Raw genomic sequence first — 19,105 nt, 5'->3', positions numbered from 1 at the left:
TTTCTAAAATTTGGGTGTGTAGGCAAGCACGACAGCTCCCTCACCGAGGTGAGTTGCAATCACAGCACATAGCGGTGCAACTGAAACATCAGTCACTCCGATAGTAGCCAGTTGCTCTTGGAACTGCTCTGCTTTTGCCTGCGCATTGGTATGTAAAATCATGAACTCTGTATCTTGAGCAACTGGTTCTTGAGCTAATTCAGCCAAGCGTTTAAGGGCCTTCTTCTCAGTACGAACCTTCTCAAAGACAACAATCTTTCCTTCCTGATCAAACTCTAAAATCGGCTTGATAGAAAGCAGGTTTCCCAATAAAGCAGAGCCGTTTGACAGGCGACCACCCTTAACCAGATGGTTGAGGTCATCAACCAAGATATAGGCACGAGTCCCATCAATCTGCTGGGTCAATCGTGACAAAATCTCGTGGAATTCCACTCCATCCTGCGACCAGTCCAAACAATTACGGACCATAGCACCCATTGGGGCTGCCGTAATCTTAGTGTCTGGAATAGCCATGGTCAAGTTCGGATGTTCATCCTTCAAAAACTGACTGTTTTGCCAGAAACCTGAAATACCACTTGAAAGAAAGAGACCAATCACTTGATCGTAGCCTTTTTCTTCAAAATCTGACAATAGTTCATCAAAATCTGCTAAACTTGGTTGACTTGTTTTGGGAAGTTCCTTAGATGCAGCCATCTTCTCATAGAAGACCGCTTGCTCAAGATTTTTTCCTTCAACATAGGTCTCACCATCCAAGAAAATCGGAATATCTAAACTGTATAGATGTTCATGATTTTTAAGATCTTCAGGCAGATTAACTGAAGAGTCTGTAATAACTGCTAAAGTCATTAGTTTTTAAACTCCAATTTAACACCTGGACGATCCAAGGCGATTTCAGTCACTTCATAAGTCAAGCGTTGTACCATATCAAGAAGCGGTGCTGCAAGACCTTCAACTTCTTCTTGTGAAAATTCGCTTGGTTCATTAACGATACGTCCCTTAACGTGAACCATTTGTGAAATAACACCTGAGATGACAAATTCATCACGAACAATTGTGAATTGAAGCACAGCAACGATTGTTGTAGCGTTGCGTTCTTCATCTTTCTTAACCAATTGGAAGGTTACTTCAAAGTTGGTTTGAGGTGTACCGTTTTCTTTCTCCCACTCCAAGTTACGAGCGTCATAGTGATATTGATTAACAAATTCTTTTTCGCGGACTAATTCCATTATTCTTTCTCCTTGTATCTGTACAATTACTAACTATTATAGCATAGTTTTCTTTAAATTAAAACTTCTTCTGCGGATGTTTGGCAACGATTTCAGGATGCTTGTCTAGCGCCTGACGACCTTTTTCGGTCAAGCGGTAAGCTCTCTGTGAAAATAGCTGTGTTAGGTCATTTTCTGTGAAAAGCTCTGCTATTTTGGCATCAAGATCCTCACGTTTCATTTTGGAGAGACCCTTGACTTCTTTCTCCTTGAGAATATTTTTCAAGCGCGGAGCTGTCAAGAAACGAAGTGACTCAAATGCTGTCTCCACCTCAACATAGCCCTCTTCTATCAAAAAGCTCAGCTCTTTTTCCGCATCAATCCCATAAGTGGTGTAAAAATACTTATGGAAGGAGGACTCATTTGTAAAGGAGCCAAATTGAATGCGCCACAAAAGAATGATGTGACCAGGCAAAAGACCTTCTGCTGTGCGAACCATTTGACGCTTGGCAATAGGCTTATCACGCAGCTCCTCTTCATACTTGGGAGCAATATAGGGCATCTCCTCGTGCCCAGCATAAATCTCAGTAAAAGTTTTCATAATGACTATTATAACAGAGAATTGAGACGAGCGCTAAATCCAAATCCTAAATTACTCAGATTTTTTAATTTTTAAAGAGAAGTAAAAGAGACTAGCTGTGCTAGCCTCATATATACTATTAAGATTTCAAGCCACCTTGGTTAACCAACAAATCTCCAATCAATTGGATCAGTTCTTTTTCCTCCAAGAGATCTTTTGTTTCTTCGATATAGGTCTTGAAATGCTCTGTTTCACGGTGACTTTCATAGGCTGCTAGGTCTTGATAAACCTCATAGAAATACCAATCTTGTGGGTTTTCTGCATCTTGTCCTGCCAGCATAACGAGAACACCTTCTTCTTTTACTATGGCAGCTTCCATCTCTGGTAGAACTGAGTCTGCAAAAGCCTCTTCCTGACCTCCTTTGACCCTTACTTGAGCCAGTTTGACGCAGTAGGTATTTCCTGATAAGGAGCGGAGCGCTTCTTCTTTTTCAAGCAACTTACGATCTCTTAAAGTGATTACCTGACGGCTGGTTAGCGCTTGACCTGCCAAGTTAGCGAAGGCTTTGAAGTGGTCTGACGCCACATGTTCTTGGTAGGCAGCATCATCACGGTAAACTTCAACAACAACCTGTTGAGTCAGGTCATTTTCCACATGATTGACATACATGGCAAGCGTACCAGCCTCCTTCTCAATGGAGTTGCTGAGATTGTCATAACCGACTTGAGCATACTGGTCTTGATAGTCCAGATTTAGCCCTAGCTTAAAGAGACGAAAAATTACTTCCATAGGATTCTCCTAGTCTAGCCCAAGCAAGTCTTGAGCATTTTGATAAAAGATGGTATTTTTTTCTTCTTGTGTCAACGGCAGAGCTTGGATGGCTTCTGAAATCACATCGCCAGCGCCAGCAGGCATGATTCCTAGAGGGGCATCCGTACCAAAGAGCACACGTTCCACACCATAGTAGTCCACACAAAGTTCAAGAGCTTTGCTATTTCCCAAAAGAGCCGTATCGACATAGAATTTACGGAAGTCAGCTGCTTGAGATTCTGGCAGAATATGATCGATACGCCCTGCAAAATATGGCGCCATTGCACCTGCATGGTGAACAATGATTTTGAGATTTGGGAAGTCTTGGAAGTAGTTGGCTTGAACCAGCTCCAACATGGTCTGAGTCAGCTCGTACTCCCATGAAAAGACGATATTATTATCTGGCTTACGCTCGTCAAAAACAGGATGGAGCCAAGCTGGTGTATCAGTCTCAGCCAAGGCTTCAAAAACAGGTCTGAAGTCCTCATCTGCCAAGGATTTTCCAAGATGTCTGCTAAAGAGCTGAACTCCCAAAATCTCTGGATGAGCTGGGATAAACTCCTTAATGACACGAACTGCCTCAGGAATATTATTCATAGCAAGCATAGCCACGCCACCAGCAAAGATGTCTGAGTTGGCTTTGACGGTTTCAAGCAATTCTACATTTGCCTTTGTGACTAAAAGCGCAGCCATTTTTCCAGCCATATAATCCTCTGGATTGGCATTGACATAAGAAATAATCTGCTTAGTGTCAGCAGGCATGGTCGCACGGCGCTTGTCCATATCAGTCAGAACAGGATTTTGGATAAAGGGCATCTTCTGCACCAAGTCCTTGTCCAACATGAGCATCTTTTGATAAAAATCAGGCAGGAGAACGTGGGCAAATACATCTATTTTGGTCATAGGAATCTCTTTTCTAAAAGCTATTATCAAATCTAGTATAACACAATTTGAATTCTTAGATAATTTCCGAAAAGCCTGTCCGAACTTAATCGGCAGGCTCGTTTTTTATTTTGTGATGTGAGTAACGTATGCTTTGGCAGCTGCTTGCAAGTCCTCATCAGAAATATTGAGAGTTCCTGGTAGGACGAAGGCGTCTTTGAAGACAAGTCCTGTGTAGAAACGGATAGATTCAAAAGGTTTAAGGAGTTCTTCTGTCGTGATTTGGAAACGTCCTTCAGGCGTGTAAGCATCAGCGCCAGCACCTTGGGTTATTGCCAAAATCACTTCTTTACCTTGAAGGGCAGTACCAGTTGAGCCATAAGCCCAGCCATATTCCAAAACAGTATCTTCCCATTGCTTCAAGAGAGCTGGTGATGAGTACCAATACATTGGAAATTGGAGGACAATACGATCAGTCTCCTCCAAAACAGCCTGCTCAGCCTTAGCATCCACAGCAAAATCTGGGTAGAGATTGTACAAGTCACGGACTTCGATACCAGCTTGACTAGCAGCGTCAGCCAAGGCTTTATTAGCACGTGATTGTCCATTTACATTTGGGTGAAATAAAAATACTTTTGTTGTCATGTTAATTCCTCTTTCTCTTAAGCTTGACCTTCCCATCCACCACGTGTATCAACACCTGATGCGATAGCAAGTTCTTCCAGATAAGCAACATCTTCAGCAGCAAGGTTGATACTTGCTACTTTAGCTGCGTCGTCGATTTGTTCAACTTTGGTAACACCAAGGATTGGTGTTGTTCCACGCCCAATAGCCCATGCGGTTGCAATTTGAGCCACAGTTGCTTGGTATTTTTCAGCTGTTTTCTCAAGACCTGCTAGAAGATCTTTAAGAGCTGGAAAGAGTGGGTTGTAGGTTTTACCACGGTTAGAATCAGCTGGGAGTGGATTGCTTTCGCTGTATTTACCTGAGAGTGCCCCTTGTTCCAAGACCATGTATGAGAAAAATTGAATATCGTTTTCCTTACAGTAATCAAGCAGACCGTCTTGGATTGAATTGCGGTAGAGAAGACTGAAGTGGTTTTGAATGGCTGAAACTTTGATATCGTGTGGTGCAAGGATTTCTTGGACACGTTTGACTTGGTCCAAGCTGTGGTTTGACACTCCGACACGACCAACTTTACCTGATTTGACTGCATCTACCAAGAGCGGTGTCCAACGTTCGACATCAGCAGAATTGTGAATCCAGTAGATATCTATAAAATCAGTTTCCAAACGTTCAAGTGAACCTTCTAGCATATCAACAAGAGGATTTTCAGCATCATCATTTTGCATACCTGGCGTGAACTTGTCTGAAATAACCACTTGATCACGGTCATACTTGCTGAGGAGTTGACCCAAGATACGTTCTGAATCTCCGACACCGTAGGCATAGGCTGTATCGAAGAGATTAAGCCCTTTTGCCATAGCCTCATCAACAACTTCCACCAAGTCTTCACGACCGAGACTATTTCCGAAGACCATGTCTCCACCGAACATTCCTGCGCCCCATGACCAAGTTCCGAGTGCGATTTTTGCTTCATTTTTTGACATTGTTTTTACCTCTTTATTTCTTATTATTGACCTTTATAGTCTGTCATATTATCTGCAATGATGTTGGCTTGAAATTCTTGAACAGTATAGGTTGCCAAATCTGGATAGTAAGCATCCTTAGCGATAATAGCATCAAGTTCAGCTCTGCTATTTGCCTGAGCCATCACCACTCCAGCTAGTTTCTTATCACGATAAGGTCCTACGACCAAGAAATGTCCAGCCTTAGCTTGTTCACCAAACCAAGCTCGGTGTCCAGCCAAGAGCTCATCTGCTTGTTCTGCTGGCACTTGGTCAGCCTTAATTGTAATATCGATTAAATACATGTTTTTACCTCACAAAAGTGTTATCAACGTTTGCTCAATCAAGTCATGCTGATTGAGATAGGAATAGGGTACAGCAGCCAAATCCATGGCTTCCTTCTGCTTTTCTGTCACCTGAACATAAGGGTAAACCCCATAGAGAAAAGGGAAGAAAGCAAAAGTGATATGCGTGACCTTGCTATGGTCTAAGTCAGGAAAATGCTTTCTTAACAAATCTTGAAAAAGCTGCAAGGACTTACCATATACGACCTTAAAAGAAATCAAGTGTTCCATACGAGACTCCGCATCCAAACTCTCCATATCAATAGCTAAAATCTTAAGCATAATACTTCTCGGATCGAGACTAGTTGCAATAGCTGACGCAAAGTCTGATTTATCTTTTAAATCTACAGTCAACAAGCTCTCCAAGTCAGCAATCCATTTCTCATACTCCTGCTTTAAAAGCGCCAGAAAAATTTCTTCCTTGTTATTAAAGTAGGAATAAATCGCAGTTCGTGAAAAACTGACTTGCTTACCGATTTCATTGATTGTAATGTCTTTCAAGCGACGATGTTCATAGAGGTGTTGACAGATTTCCAAGATTTCCTCTCTTCGTCTGATAGTCTCTTCTTTTGAAATTTTTGCCATATCTCCCTTTCTTAATCCGACTTCGTGTCAAATTATGTCTTTATTATACTCTTTTGTGACACCGTGTCAAATAAAAACCATCAAAAAGTTGAGATAAATTTATCCCAACTTTTAAGGCGTATCATATATAAGCAATCCATAACGCTCAATGATAGAATTCAACTTACTACCGTAGGAAGTATCCGTCGCATAAGTTCCCGTCAATGCTGCCGTAGCATCCGTATAAGAACTTGTCTGAGATTTATGAACTGATTGATAAATATCCTTATCTAACAGCGCTGCATAATCTTCAAGAGAGGCAGAACGACTTGGGTAGGCTCTAAATTGAGCATCAATAGTATAAGTCTGACCACTTCCGTCATCCTCCCAAGTCTGCATGACAACAGAGTTTCCTTGATAATCCCCCTTGATACCAAAGAGATTATAAGCAGGAGAATTACTGAGCACTGACTGACCACTATTTGACTCCAAAATAGCTTGCGCTATCATGACTGAAGCATAGAGATCATTTTTTTGAGCAATCAAACTGGCTGACGCCGAAATCTCTTCTATAAAATCCTGAGTGACTTGATTTGAATCTGACTGATTTTCATTGTTGGCAACCAAGATCTGATTAGCTGTTTGCTGATAGGCATAGACAACAATCAAACCAATCGCCATAATCAAACAGAGAGCCGCAAGAAGAGAGGTCGGTATTTTTTTGGATGAAAATAGCTTGCGCTTCTTTGCCATAGGCACTCCTTTACACAAAATTTAAACAACACAATAAAGTCTTACTGTGATTGTCTTAGTGTAACAAAAAATAACTATTTCTACCAGAAAAAAACTGGGTTGCCCCAGTTCCTGGTTGAAGACGAAGTCTTTTTCGATACTTTCCTTAAGTGATGTCGGACGTCAGCGACTTCCTACGGAATTCCATGACTAATATTTGAGCCTACTGTCTCAAATATTCCGAGTGTAAGAAATGCCTATATAAAAGCATTTCTTACACTTTCACCACGGCGGAAGTATCTTGAGATGCTCGCTAACGCTCGCATGAAATAGGAAGATTTATTTTAAACAAGCAGAGCTTTTGTATCCAATTCCGTTGAAAGTTAGGTTTGTCTACATTCTGAAACTGGGTTGCCCCAGTTCTTCTATGCTTGCGTTTGCTCTTGAATGTAATCAATCAACTCTAGTGTCAAATCATATCTCAAGAAGGGTGTGATTAGGTAGATTCCCTTAAAGTGTTTAAGAGCTGTATCAATCAGACGCTTACTTTCATCTAGTGCCACCTTCTGACAGGCTTCTCTGTCATCTTTGACGGCTTCAAGCTGAGCAAGAAATTCCTCTGATAATTGAATGCCGGGTACCTCATTGTGCAGAAAGACAGCATTATTGTAGCTGGTAATCGGCATGATACCCACGAAGAAGGGTTGATCAACATCCTTGGTCACATCTGCCAACTCTTCAATAATGTGACTTTCAAAAATGGGCTGAGTCATAAAGTAATCAGCACCCGCAGCCACTTTCTTTTCAATCAATCTGATAGAACGAGAGAGGTTTTTCACATTTGGATTGAAGGCCGCTGCAACTGTAAAATCTGTTTGTCGACGTAGGCTTGCTCCGCTATATGACTGACCCTGATTGAGTTGTTTAATCAGACCTAGTAACTTGAAAGAGGTCACATCGTAGACACTTGTTGCACCTGGGAAATCCCCCATCTTGGTCGGATCACCAGTGACAGCCAAAAGATGATTGAAACCAAGTAAATCCATACCCATCAAGCGTGACTGCAGACCAATCAAATTGTGGTCACGACAGGTCAAATGTAAAAGGAAGGGTGTTTTAACTTCTTCTTTCAAGAGCGTTGCCAGACTGAGATTGCAGATGCGTGTATTGGACAGTGAATTGTCAGCTAGCGTGATTGCTGCGATGTCTTTCTGGTCAATAGCCTTGACTGCTTCTGTGAATTTTTCGACATCCAGATGTTTAGGTGGGTCAAGCTCTGCAATGATGGTGATATCTTTTTTAACCTTGTCTACCAAGGTATCTGTTCTTCGGACACGTTGGACAAAGTCGGCTTCTGGTATGAGAGGTGTAACGACCTTGCGTTCAATGGGTTTAAGACCTTTTACCGCTCTGCGAATGGCTCTGATATGTTCAGGCGTTGTTCCACAGCAGCCACCAATAAGCCTTGCCCCTTCAGCGACCAAGAGCTCTGCTGATTTTCCAAAATAAGCAGCATTCTGGCTAAATTGGAACTGGCTACTCTCACCATCAATGGCAAGCTGACTGGCATTTGGATAGACTGCCAGATAAGACTGGGCAAAGAGAGGCACCTGCTTGAGGGACTGAATCATGTGATAAGGACCTAGATGACAGTTAAGCCCCACCACATCAGCACCAAGCATAACCAGACGGCTGAGCGCTTCTACAATAGGTTTCCCATCCGCAGTAATCCCAGCCTCGTGAAGGGAAACGTTGGTCACGATTGGTAGGTCTGTCAATGGACGAACCGCCTGCAAAACCTGAGTCAACTCATCAATATCATAGTAGGTCTCAAAAAGAAGACCATCCAGAACTTGAGTTTCAAGCAGAGCAGTCACCTGCTCCAAAGTTTGTTCCAAGATTTGGTCCATGGTCAGGTCGCATTGACGCTGAGAGCGAAAACCGCCAATTGTCCCCAAGACAAAGGTCTTATCACCAGCCACACGACGAGCCAACTCAGCGCCAGCCTTATTGATTTGGGCAACTTGGTCTTCAAGACCATAGTTTTTTAGGCGAAATCGCTGTGCACCGTAGGTATTAGTCTGAATGACATCAGCACCCGCTTCGATATAAGCTCGGTGAATAGCCGTTACCTGCTCAGGATGGGTAAGATTATAGGACTCATGACAAGTATCCAATCCATAGGCGTACAAGAGAGTTCCCATAGCCCCATCAGCTACTAAAATATCTGATTTTAAACGTTCTAAAAATGTGGACATGGATTTTCCTTTCTTATCCGCTTTTGAAATTATAAAAGAGAGAAGAGAGCTACCTCCCCTCTCTCAGATGATTAGCGGTTTTTTAGTTGTTGACGAACTTCCTTGGTTGATGCTACAAGGATTTCAAGTGCTGCAATTGTTTCAGGCTCACGACGTGTTTTCAGACCACAGTCAGGGTTAACCCAGAATTGCTCTTTTGACAAACGTTGTAGTGGGCGTTTGATATTAGCCACTACTTCATCTTGGCTTGGCACACGAGGTGAGTGAATGTCGTAGACACCAAGTCCGATACCAAGTGGGTAAACAGCTGTTTCAAAGCTCTCAATAATATCACCGTGGCTACGGCTTGTTTCGATTGAAATCACATCCGCATCAAGGGCTCGGATAGAATCGATAATTTCATCGAATTTTGAATAACACATGTGAGTGTGGATTTGCGTATCATCTTCAACTGATGATGTTGCGATTCTGAATGAAGCTACGGCATCATCAAGATAGGCTTTTTGTTTAGCCTTGCGTAGTGGCAAACCTTCACGTAGCGCTGCCTCATCCACTTGGATAATGGCAATGCCAGCCTCTTCAAGTAGAGCAATTTCATCCTTGATAGCAAGGGCGATTTGATTGAAAAGGTCTGCGCGTGAAATATCATCACGTTCAAATGACCAGTTGGTAATGGTAATAGGACCAGTCAACATTCCCTTAACAGGACGATCTGTCAGACTTTGAGCATAGACAGTCTCTTCAACTGTTAAAGGTTGAATGTGCTTAACATCTCCGTAGATGATTGGTGGTTTCACGGCACGAGAACCGTATGATTGCACCCAACCCAGTTTGGTTGTGGTAAATCCAGCCAATTTTTGACCGAAGAACTCAACCATGTCAACACGTTCAAATTCACCGTGTACCAAGACATCCAAGTCCAAATCTTCCTGAATCTTAATCCAACGAGCAATCTCTTGATTGATGAAGTCTTTATAATCTTGATCTGAAATATCACCACGTTTCCATGCCAGACGTGTACGACGGATTTCTGGTGACTGAGGGAATGACCCGATAGTTGTCGTAGGAAGAATTGGCAAGTTCAATTTGGCAGCTTGAATTTTTTGACGGTCTGCAAATGGTGCACGCTCCGTTTTAACACTTGAAATATCTTCCAATTGAACATGACGGAAGTCAGCTGCTTGAAGTGCATCAAAGTCTGCTACATGTTTAGCGAAGCCTTCTGATTCCTTACCATCCAGACGGTCCGCCAAGAGTCGCAATTCAACTAGTTTTTCATCAGCGAAGGCTAGGCCATTTTTCAAAACAGGCTCAAGCTCAGTCTCGTTTTTAGTTGTCACAGGAACATGGAGAAGGCTTGATGATGGCTGAACAACCAATTTGGCAACTTTTCCTTCGATGGCTTGGAGAATATCTGCTGACGCTTTCAAATCAACCGCCCAGATATTACGACCATTGACAACACCTGCAAAAACTTCTTTTCCTTCAAAGTAACCCTTGTTGATGGCATCAAGATTTTCCTCACGACCGTGTACTAGGTCAAGACCAAAGGCTGCAACAGGAAGGTCAGATAGCTGATCAGCTTTTACCAAGGCTTCAAAGTAAGTTTGGAAGACAAGTTTGGCTTGTGGAACTTCTTTGGCAAAGTAGGCGTAGACGCATTTTGCAGCCTCTACTAATTCTTCACCCTCATCGGTTACAAAGATTGGCTCATCCACTTGGATATAAGTCGCACCAGCATCTACCAACTGAGTGAAGACTTCCTTGTATAGCGGAAGCAATTTTTTCACCGCTACAGTGAAATCATCAACACCAGATGAAAGAGCTACGTAAGTGATAGGGCCTGTAATAACTGGCTTAGCCTTGTCGCCAACTTGCTCACGTGCTTCCTTGTAGAGATCCAAGAGACGTGTATTTGTCAAACGTGGTTTGGTACGACTTGACCACTCAGGAACGATGTAGTGATAGTTGGTATTGAACCATTTTTTCATTGATGAAGCTACATTTTCCTTATTCCCACGTGCGATTGCGTAGTAAAGATCCAAGCTAGACTCCTGATTAGCAAAGCGATCAGGAATAATATTGAACTGATAAGATAGATCTAAAATATGGTCATAGAATGAGAAATCTCCAACCGGAATCAGATCAATTCCTGCTTCAGCTTGCTTTTTCAAAGCATCAAGACGAAGTTCACGAAGATTCTCTTCAAGTTGCTCCTGAGTCTGATTTCCTGCCCAGTAGGCTTCAATAGCTTTTTTCCATTCGCGATTCTCACCCAAACGTGGATAACCTAGATTTGATACTTGTGTCATAGTTGCCTCCTATACCCATATAGTTTAAAACTAAATATTTTCATTTGTTATGGTTTATATTTTATCCAAGAAACCCTTTAAAATCAATAGTTTCAGCTATTCTATCTCTTTAGGGTGTGTTATAGTTTTTAACTATACACTTAGCACCTGTTATAGTTTTTAACTATATCACCACTAGGGAATTATCCAAAACAAAGCAGACAGAATCTGCTTTCTCACTCTTTTCAGAAAATTGCTCTGCTATTTACAAACACAAAAAAAGAGAGCCTAAGCTCTCTCGATTATTATTATTTTGCTTTACGAAGGGCTCCGAAGAGAAGTCCTGAAACCACTGCACCAACCAAAACGAAGAGGATGTAAAGGAGCGGATTTGATGTAAGGGCGATAACGAAGATACCTCCGTGTGGCGCCATCAATTTAATTCCTGCAAGTCCAACAAGAGCACCTGCAAGAGCAGAACCAACCATAAAGCTTGGGATAGCACGAGCTGGGTCAGCAGCACCAAATGGAATAGCTCCTTCTGTAATAAATGACAATCCCATGATGATGTTTGTCAAACCTGAGTTACGTTCTTCTTCAGTAAATTTATTTTTGAAGAAAAGAGTTGCAAAGAAGACTGCAAGCGGTGGAACCATACCACCAGCCATAACTGCCGCCATAACTACTGAACCACCATCTGCAACTGAAGCTGCCAAAGTACCCGTACCAAAGACATAAGCCGCCTTGTTAAATGGACCACCCATATCGATAGCCATCATGCCTCCAAGAACAAGCCCCATGAGAATAGCAGAGCTACCTGAAAGACTTTCAAGGAAACCATTAAGAGCTGTGTTGATTGCTGCCATTGGAATATTGACAAAAAGCATCAAGAATCCAGTTACAAACACACCAAGCAATGGGTAAAGAAGGATTGAACGAATACCCTCAAGTGAACGTGGCAAACCAGCTAAGAGCTTACGAAGTACAAGGATAACACCACCAGCAAGGAAACCACCTACAAGCGCTCCAAGGAAACCTGATGGAATTCCTGACAAGTTAAGAGTTGCATCACCACCTGATGCAAATGGTACTTTACCCCAAGCAAGACCTGAAGATGCAATTGAACCAGCCACAAAACCTGCTACAAGACCTGGTTTTTCAGCGATTGAATAAGCAATATAACCTGCAAGAACAGGAAGCATAAAGCCAAAGGCTGCATTACCAACACTCTTGAAGAGCGCTGCAAGCTCGCTGTATGATCCAAGATTGCCCAATTGATCTTTAGGAACACCTACAAAGTTATCAATCAAGAAAGCAAGGGCGATCATGATACCACCACCGATAACGAATGGAAGCATTTGCGAAACACCACTCATCAAGTGTTTGTAGAAAGCACCACCAAGACTGAGTTTTTCTGATGATTCTGATGAAGCTGCTGCTCCCTCACCTGCTTGGTAAGTATCAGCTTTTCCATCAAGAACCAAGTTAATAAGTTCTTCTGTTTTCTTGATACCGTCAGCAACTGGACGTGATACTAATGGCTTACCGTCGAAACGTGGCATTTCAACTGCTTTATCTGCTGCAATAATAACACCTTTTGCACGCGCAATTTCATCAGCAGTCAAACGATTACCAACACCTGATGCACCATTTGTTTCAACACGAACAGTTACACCCATCTCTTCACCTTGTTTGATGAGGGCTTCTTCAGCCATGTAAGTGTGGGCGATACCAGTCGTACAAGCTGTTACGGCAACGATAAGTGGTTTGTCATCTGAGACTGGTGCAGTCTTAGCAGCTTCTGCAGCTTTATTGTCTTCTTCTGCTGCATCAAAGGCTGCAATGACTTGGTCTGGACTTGTTACTTGACGTAAGTTGTTAGCAAAACCGTCTTTCAAAAGATATTTTGATAATTCTGCTAGCGCAGCCAAGTGCGTATCGTTAGCTCCGTCTGGCGCAGCAATCATAAAGAAGAGATCAGTTGGTTGACCATCAAGTGATTCATAGTCAACACCTGATGCTGATTTAGCAAAAAGAACAGTCGCTTCTTTAACCGCAGCATTCTTACTGTGTGGCATTGCAATTCCATCACCCAAACCAGTAGACGTTTGCGCTTCACGATTCATGATACCTGTTTTAAAAGTATCAAAATCAGTTACAACTCCAGCCGCAACAAGGCTTGTAATCATTTCATCGATTGCAGCTTCTTTAGTAGTTGCTTGCAAATCCATGATCATGACTTCTTTTCTTAGAAGATCTTGAATTTTCATCGTTTTTCTACCTCAACTTTTTCATAAGTTTCTTTAATAAATGCAATATCAGCTAGGTCATCAGAAAAGGCTGTTGATGTTCCACAAGCAACACCCCATTTAAGTGCTTCGATTGGGTCACCTGATGTTACAAATTCACCAGTGAAACCTGCAACCATTGAGTCACCTGCTCCAACAGAGTTTTTCACTTGACCTTTGATTGGTTTGGCAAAGTAGGCTGCTTCTTTGGTAACAAGCAGAGCTCCATCTCCTGCCATAGAGATAATAACGTTTTTAGCACCTTTGGCAAGAATTTCACGTGCGTATTTTTCAACGTCATCAAGTCCGTTCAATTTGACACCGAAGATAGCTTCCAATTCGTGGTTATTTGGTTTAACCAAGAGTGGCTCATAATTGAGTGAATCTAGGAGAGTCTGTCCTTCAAAGTCACAAACAACTTCAGCGCCAGCTTTTTTAGCAAGAGGAATCAAGCGATTGTAAACTTGATTGCCAAGGTTTGCTGGAGCAGATCCAGCAAAGACAACCACATCTCCTTGATTGAGTGATGAAAGGATAGTCTCAAGCTCTGCCAACTGGCTTTCACTGATGACAGGACCAGCACCGTTGATTTCAGTCTCATCGTCAGCCTTGATTTTAACGTTGATACGTGTATCTTGGTCAACTGAAACAAACTGAGTTTTGATGCCTTCCTTATCCAGACCTTCTTCTACAAAGCGTCCAGTGAAGCCACCGATAAATCCTGTTGCCGTATTGTCATAACCAAGTCGTTGTAAAATACGGCTAACATTAATCCCTTTACCACCAGCGAACTTGTCGTCGCTATCCATACGATTGACTGCACCGATTTCCACCTTATCCAGACGGACAATGAAGTCAATGGATGGATTTAAGGTAACTGTATAAATCATACCTCGTAAACCCTCGTTTTTTCTTTTATTTTCTCTAATAACTCATGATCTCTTGCATTGGTTACAAGCTCAATCTTATCGATACTTGTAATCTTAACAAAAGAAATATGACCGATTTTGGAAGCATCTGCCAGAACATAAGTCTTCTTAGCATTTTCTACCACCATCTGTTTGATGACCGCTTCCTCAATATCTGGTGTAGTGATGTGGTCGGCATCAACACCATTTGCCCCGATAAAAGCCTTGTCAAAATTCAATTTAGACAATTGCTCCACGGCTAGATGACCGATACTGGCATCTGTCGATTGTTTGACAAAGCCACCAATAATCAAGGTCTTGATATTTTTTTCAACCAGCTTGGCAGCATGGTGAATGGAATTTGTGACAACAGTTACACCATCTTTGGCTATTTCACGAATCAATAGCTCGTTGGTCGTTCCTGCATCAACAAAGATAACGTCACCTTCATCAATTAAGGTCTGGCTAAAACGTGCAATGCTTTCCTTATCATGAACGTTTTTGATAGACTTTTGAAGATTTGACAGTTCTTCTTGTAAACTCTGATACTTCTCTGCACCGCCATGAACACGACGTAGTTTTTTCTCAGTTGAAAGTTCATCTAAATCACGTCTGACTGTTGATTCAGAAGTATCTAACAAATCAACCAAGGTATCCAAGGTTACAAAGTGGTCTGCATTTATCTTCTCAATAATAATCTGTTTGCGTTCAGATTTAAGAATGTCAACCACCTCCTGTAATCGTTTACAGCTACTATTATAACGCTGACTTTACAAAAGGTCAACACTTTCTTTCAAAAACATTCAAAAAAAATCATTTTTTGTAATTTTTCTAACAAAAAACTAGCAAGATTTTTAGAGAATAGCTCCATCTTACTAGTTTTCTTCTATAAAAAATTATTCATCAATCAATGATGTTGAGTGAACAGCACGGTTGTCACTGTCTGGATAGATGTAGTTGATAGCTTGGTTAACGGCAGTTGGTGCTTCACCAAATCCTGTCGCAATCAAGTCAACCTTACCATCGTAATCTGCAGCGTCTCCAACTGCATAGACCCCTTCTAGGCTAGTTTCAAAACGTGGTGAAACGTGGATGCTTGAGCGTTTGTAGTCCACATTCCAATTCTTAAGGTTCTTGTTATTGGTTGAAAAACCAAAGCTGACGATCAGAGCATCCACTTCCAAATCAAGTGTCTCTTCAGATTTAACTTTTTGGACTTTCAAGCTCTTAGCAAAGCCATTGTCACCAGTTAACTCAAGTGGAACATAAGGCGTCAAGATATTGACGTTTGAGGCTTTAAGCTCTTCCACACTATGCTCGTGGGCACGAAAGGCATCGCGACGGTGAATAAGCGTCACGCTCTCGGCAATACCATCCAAGTGGTTAGCCCAGTCAACGGCTGAGTCACCACCACCAGCGATAACCACTTTTTTGCCTGCAAACTGATCAAGCTTGTGAACATTGTAGAAAAGGTTATTATCGGCAAATTCGTCTTCATTGTCTAAGCCAATTTGACGTGGTGAAAAAGCACCGTTACCGCAGGCGATAATGATAGATTTTGACTGATGTTGACCTTTGCTTGTTTCAATCGTGAAGATATCTTCATTTTTTTCGAAGGTCAAAACTTCCTCTTTTAGACAAATTTCGGTAGTTGCTTCAAAACGTTTCAACTGCTCTACCAAATTTTCCGTCAATTCAGCACCAGTAATAACAGGATAGGCTGGAATATCGTAGATTTTTTTCTCTGGGTAGAGAACAGCAGGCTGTCCACCCAACTCAGAAAGACTTTCGATAATTTTAACCTTCATTCCACGAAGTCCAGCGTAGAATGCTGTCCATAGTCCAACTGGACCACCACCAATGATTGTAATATCAACTACTGTATTTTCTGACATCTTATCTATCTCCTTATAAATTTTTTCAATGATATCACTTTTAGCCTTCATATATGACTCAATATCGTCTAGATAGGCTTTAGCTGCTATTTCTTTTACTTTACTGTATTCAAGGACCTCTTTAGGGTGATGACGTAAAAAATCTCTAAATGCTTTATGTCGTCTCAACTCATCAGCATTTTGACAAAGTAAATATAAATGATGCGTCTGAAGATGCTCTTTTCCTTGATAGGCAAATGCATGGCGACCTGGAATACCTAAATCACCTTCATGCTGATAACCAGCTCTTTCTAGCTTTGAAATTGCCTCTTTAAGATCGCGTTCATCTGACACAACAAGGTCTATATCAATAATAGGTTTAGCTGATAAGCCAACTACTGCTGTCGAACCAACATGTTCAATAGCAAGCAACAATTCTCCCAATACCTCGTAGATTTCCTCAGAAATCTTTTTAAAGTCTTCTGACCAAGACTTCTGATAAGGCAGCACCTCAACTTTTTCTGTTTTCATGACTAAATCATACTTTCTACAAAAGTCTGTATCTGTCTTGCGAGCTCTTCAGGTTGATCTTTATTGATTACATGACCTGAATCAGCAATAATATCAAGGCTTGAGTTTGGAATCAAGTTTTTCAATTCCTCAGCGACCTTAAGATTGACGGGATCATTTTGTCCACAGATAAGTTTAATTGGTAAATTCGTCTCTTTCAAGGTCTGGCTAACATCAAAACCCGACAAAGACTTATAGAAAGTTAGCATAGATAATTTATCTAGACCATGCTTTCTGAAAAAGCCTTTGGGAAGCAGTCTAAAGAGAAAAATTTGGCGTTTGTAGGCTCGATTCTGCACGAATTGGTATTGACCTGCACAGGAAACTATCCCCTTAAGTTTAGGAGAAACCAGCTCTGTCATCGACAGGGCTAACATAGCACCTAGAGAAAGTCCGACCAAGCAGACCTCTTCATCAGATTGTTCAATCGCTTGCTTGACCTTGTCCTGCATGATTTGAAGATTTTCAGGCAATCTGCCTTGGTCAAATAATTCCAAAGCTTGACAATCATAGCCAGAGAGTGATTTCATAACTGGATGCCAACTATCTGCAGTCTGTCCAAGTCCGTGCAAAAAGAGCAATTTCATATCTAGCCTTCTTTCTTAATCTTCTCCAAAAGCTTGGCTTCTTCTTCTGAAAAGTCATAGTTTTCCAGCAAGTCTGGACGACGTTGAAGTGTTTTGCGCAAGCTTTGCTCCAAACGCCACTGACGGATATTCTCATGATGACCACTCATGAGGACATCTGGAACCGTCATGCCACGGTATTCGTAAGGACGTGTGTACTGCGGATACTCCAGCAAACCTGATGAGAAAGAGTCATCCTGATGGCTGGCTTCCTTACCGATAACATCAGGAATGAGACGAACAGTGGCATCAACCATGGTCATTGCCGCCAACTCACCACCAGTCAAGACAAAGTCACCCAGCGAAATCTCATCAGTCACCAAGGTCTTGATACGCTCATCATAGCCCTCATAATGACCACAGATGAAAATCAACTCATCCTCCTGAGCCAGCTCTTCAGCATAGCTTTGGTCAAAGGTGCGTCCTGCTGGATCAAGCAAGATGACACGAGGATTTTTAGCCTCAATCTTATCAATGGTATCAAAAATAGGCTGCGCTCGCAAAAGCATCCCCTGTCCACCACCGTATGGCTCATCGTCAACATGACGAGCCTTTTCAGCGTTTTCACGGAAATTATGATAGTTAATCTCTAAAAGACCTTTGTCTTTGGCTTTTCCGACAATAGAATGCTCAAGCGGTGCGAACATTTCTGGAAAGAGGGTCAAGATATCAATTTTCATCATCAAGCCCTTCCAAAAGCTCTACTTCTACACGATTACCTTCGATGTCAACTGACAAAACTACTGGCGGAATGTAAGGTAGCAAGAGGTCTTTTTTTCCTTTGCGTTTGACTACCCAGACATCATTGGCACCCGGTTGAAGGATTTCTTTGATTTGACCAATCAAAACATCATTCTCATAGACATCAAGACCAATGATTTCGTGATAATAAAACTCACCATCTTCAAGGTCTGTCAGATTTTCCTCAGCAACCTTGAGAGAAAATCCCTTGTACTTTTCAATGTCATTGATATGATACATGCCTTTAAATTTGATGATGTCAAAATTCTTCTGCTTACGATGGCTAGCAATTTCGACATCCATAACAAATTGATCCTTATCGTTGAAGAGAGCAAGGGTATTTCCTTTTTTGAAGCGCTCATCTGCAAAGTCTGTTACTGACAAGACACGCATCTCACCCTGCAAGCCCTGCGTATTCACAATTTTCCCGACGTTAAAATATTCCATAGTTATTCCTTTATATCATAGTAGATTGTCTTCATTTCTTTTAAATTTAAGATATCAAAGAGTCTACTAGCTTTATCTTAAAACTTACTGGCTAAGTTCCTTTTCAACTTGAAATCGCTCGGCAATTCACCAAGAATTAAAACCGAAATTCTGATTCAAGTTTTTTCATATAAATTCTAGAAACCAGACATTTTTGTCCAGTAACTCTTATTTTATCATGAAAAGACTGATTTTGCACGCCTTTCTAGAAGCAAAAGAAAAAGGCTCTATAATTTTCTACCATTTGTCAAGTATATCAATGCTTTAAGCCCAAAAATAATATCAAGACAGTAGCCGTTACGTGGTTATTGTCTTAT

Annotated in this window: 19 protein-coding genes and 1 pseudogene; all 20 read right to left on the bottom strand. The window is 41.6% G+C overall.

The window, feature by feature from the left end; all coding sequences use genetic code 11:
* Nucleotides 1-3 precede the first annotated feature (3 nt).
* Nucleotides 4-846, bottom strand: a complete 843-nt coding sequence (locus JOC28_RS06950) for a DegV family protein (RefSeq protein ID WP_205009974.1) — start codon at nucleotides 844-846, stop codon at nucleotides 4-6.
* Complete coding sequence (locus JOC28_RS06945; protein WP_205009973.1) at nucleotides 846-1,226, bottom strand: DUF1149 family protein; 381 nt, start codon at nucleotides 1,224-1,226, stop codon at nucleotides 846-848. Before JOC28_RS06945 ends, JOC28_RS06950 begins: the two co-directional genes overlap by 1 nt.
* Nucleotides 1,227-1,284: 58 nt before the next feature.
* Nucleotides 1,285-1,806 carry a hypothetical protein gene (locus JOC28_RS06940; protein WP_205009972.1) on the bottom strand — a complete coding sequence of 174 codons (522 nt, stop codon included), beginning with the start codon at nucleotides 1,804-1,806 and terminating at the stop codon, nucleotides 1,285-1,287.
* 118 nt (nucleotides 1,807-1,924) lie between these two features.
* Nucleotides 1,925-2,575, bottom strand: coding sequence for a putative quinol monooxygenase (locus tag JOC28_RS06935; protein ID WP_205009971.1), 651 nt, complete (start codon nucleotides 2,573-2,575; stop codon nucleotides 1,925-1,927).
* A gap of 9 nt (nucleotides 2,576-2,584) precedes the next feature.
* Nucleotides 2,585-3,499 carry an amidohydrolase family protein gene (locus tag JOC28_RS06930; RefSeq protein ID WP_205009970.1) on the bottom strand — a complete coding sequence of 305 codons (915 nt, stop codon included), beginning with the start codon at nucleotides 3,497-3,499 and terminating at the stop codon, nucleotides 2,585-2,587.
* Nucleotides 3,500-3,604: 105 nt separating this feature from the next.
* Complete coding sequence (locus JOC28_RS06925; RefSeq protein ID WP_205009969.1) at nucleotides 3,605-4,123, bottom strand: NAD(P)H-dependent oxidoreductase; 519 nt, start codon at nucleotides 4,121-4,123, stop codon at nucleotides 3,605-3,607.
* Between the two features lie 17 nt (nucleotides 4,124-4,140).
* A complete protein-coding gene (locus tag JOC28_RS06920; RefSeq protein WP_205009968.1) occupies nucleotides 4,141-5,088 on the bottom strand; it encodes an aldo/keto reductase in 948 nt (315 codons plus the stop codon).
* A 23-nt stretch (nucleotides 5,089-5,111) separates the two neighbouring features.
* Nucleotides 5,112-5,411, bottom strand: coding sequence for a YciI family protein (locus JOC28_RS06915; RefSeq protein WP_205009967.1), 300 nt, complete (start codon nucleotides 5,409-5,411; stop codon nucleotides 5,112-5,114).
* Nucleotides 5,412-5,420: 9 nt separating this feature from the next.
* A complete protein-coding gene (locus tag JOC28_RS06910) occupies nucleotides 5,421-6,035 on the bottom strand; it encodes a TetR/AcrR family transcriptional regulator (protein ID WP_205009966.1) in 615 nt (204 codons plus the stop codon).
* A gap of 111 nt (nucleotides 6,036-6,146) precedes the next feature.
* Nucleotides 6,147-6,767, bottom strand: a complete 621-nt coding sequence (locus JOC28_RS06905) for a glucosaminidase domain-containing protein (protein ID WP_205009965.1) — start codon at nucleotides 6,765-6,767, stop codon at nucleotides 6,147-6,149.
* 404 nt (nucleotides 6,768-7,171) lie between these two features.
* Complete coding sequence (locus JOC28_RS06900; protein WP_205009964.1) at nucleotides 7,172-9,004, bottom strand: bifunctional homocysteine S-methyltransferase/methylenetetrahydrofolate reductase; 1,833 nt, start codon at nucleotides 9,002-9,004, stop codon at nucleotides 7,172-7,174.
* Nucleotides 9,005-9,075: 71 nt separating this feature from the next.
* Nucleotides 9,076-11,316 (bottom strand): 5-methyltetrahydropteroyltriglutamate--homocysteine S-methyltransferase, encoded by a 2,241-nt coding sequence (gene metE / locus JOC28_RS06895; RefSeq protein ID WP_205009963.1) that lies wholly within the window; start codon nucleotides 11,314-11,316, stop codon nucleotides 9,076-9,078.
* 287 nt (nucleotides 11,317-11,603) lie between these two features.
* A complete protein-coding gene (locus JOC28_RS06890; RefSeq protein WP_205009962.1) occupies nucleotides 11,604-13,565 on the bottom strand; it encodes a PTS fructose transporter subunit IIABC in 1,962 nt (653 codons plus the stop codon).
* Nucleotides 13,562-14,473 (bottom strand): 1-phosphofructokinase, encoded by a 912-nt coding sequence (gene pfkB / locus JOC28_RS06885; RefSeq protein ID WP_205009961.1) that lies wholly within the window; start codon nucleotides 14,471-14,473, stop codon nucleotides 13,562-13,564. The genes JOC28_RS06890 and pfkB overlap by 4 nt, the downstream gene beginning before the upstream one ends.
* Nucleotides 14,470-15,222, bottom strand: a complete 753-nt coding sequence (locus JOC28_RS06880) for a DeoR family transcriptional regulator (protein ID WP_205009960.1) — start codon at nucleotides 15,220-15,222, stop codon at nucleotides 14,470-14,472. The genes pfkB and JOC28_RS06880 overlap by 4 nt, the downstream gene beginning before the upstream one ends.
* A 165-nt stretch (nucleotides 15,223-15,387) precedes the next feature.
* Complete coding sequence (locus tag JOC28_RS06875; protein ID WP_239548907.1) at nucleotides 15,388-16,386, bottom strand: NAD(P)/FAD-dependent oxidoreductase; 999 nt, start codon at nucleotides 16,384-16,386, stop codon at nucleotides 15,388-15,390.
* Nucleotides 16,387-16,410: 24 nt separating this feature from the next.
* A pseudogene (locus tag JOC28_RS10735) lies at nucleotides 16,411-16,896 on the bottom strand (GrpB family protein); the annotation flags it as partial.
* 2 nt (nucleotides 16,897-16,898) lie between these two features.
* Complete coding sequence (locus tag JOC28_RS06870; RefSeq protein WP_205009958.1) at nucleotides 16,899-17,522, bottom strand: alpha/beta fold hydrolase; 624 nt, start codon at nucleotides 17,520-17,522, stop codon at nucleotides 16,899-16,901.
* 2 nt (nucleotides 17,523-17,524) lie between these two features.
* Nucleotides 17,525-18,244, bottom strand: coding sequence for a tRNA (guanosine(37)-N1)-methyltransferase TrmD (gene trmD / locus JOC28_RS06865; RefSeq protein ID WP_205009957.1), 720 nt, complete (start codon nucleotides 18,242-18,244; stop codon nucleotides 17,525-17,527).
* The gene (gene rimM, locus JOC28_RS06860; protein ID WP_205009956.1) at nucleotides 18,231-18,749 is read right to left on the bottom strand and encodes a ribosome maturation factor RimM; all 519 of its coding nucleotides are present in this window, start codon (nucleotides 18,747-18,749) and stop codon (nucleotides 18,231-18,233) included. Before rimM ends, trmD begins: the two co-directional genes overlap by 14 nt.
* Nucleotides 18,750-19,105 lie beyond the last annotated feature (356 nt).

Source organism: Streptococcus loxodontisalivarius, assembly GCF_016908645.1.
GTDB lineage: Bacteria > Bacillota > Bacilli > Lactobacillales > Streptococcaceae > Streptococcus > Streptococcus loxodontisalivarius.
Note: the sequence above shows the minus strand (reverse complement) of the source record. Positions and strands in the feature narration are given on the sequence as shown.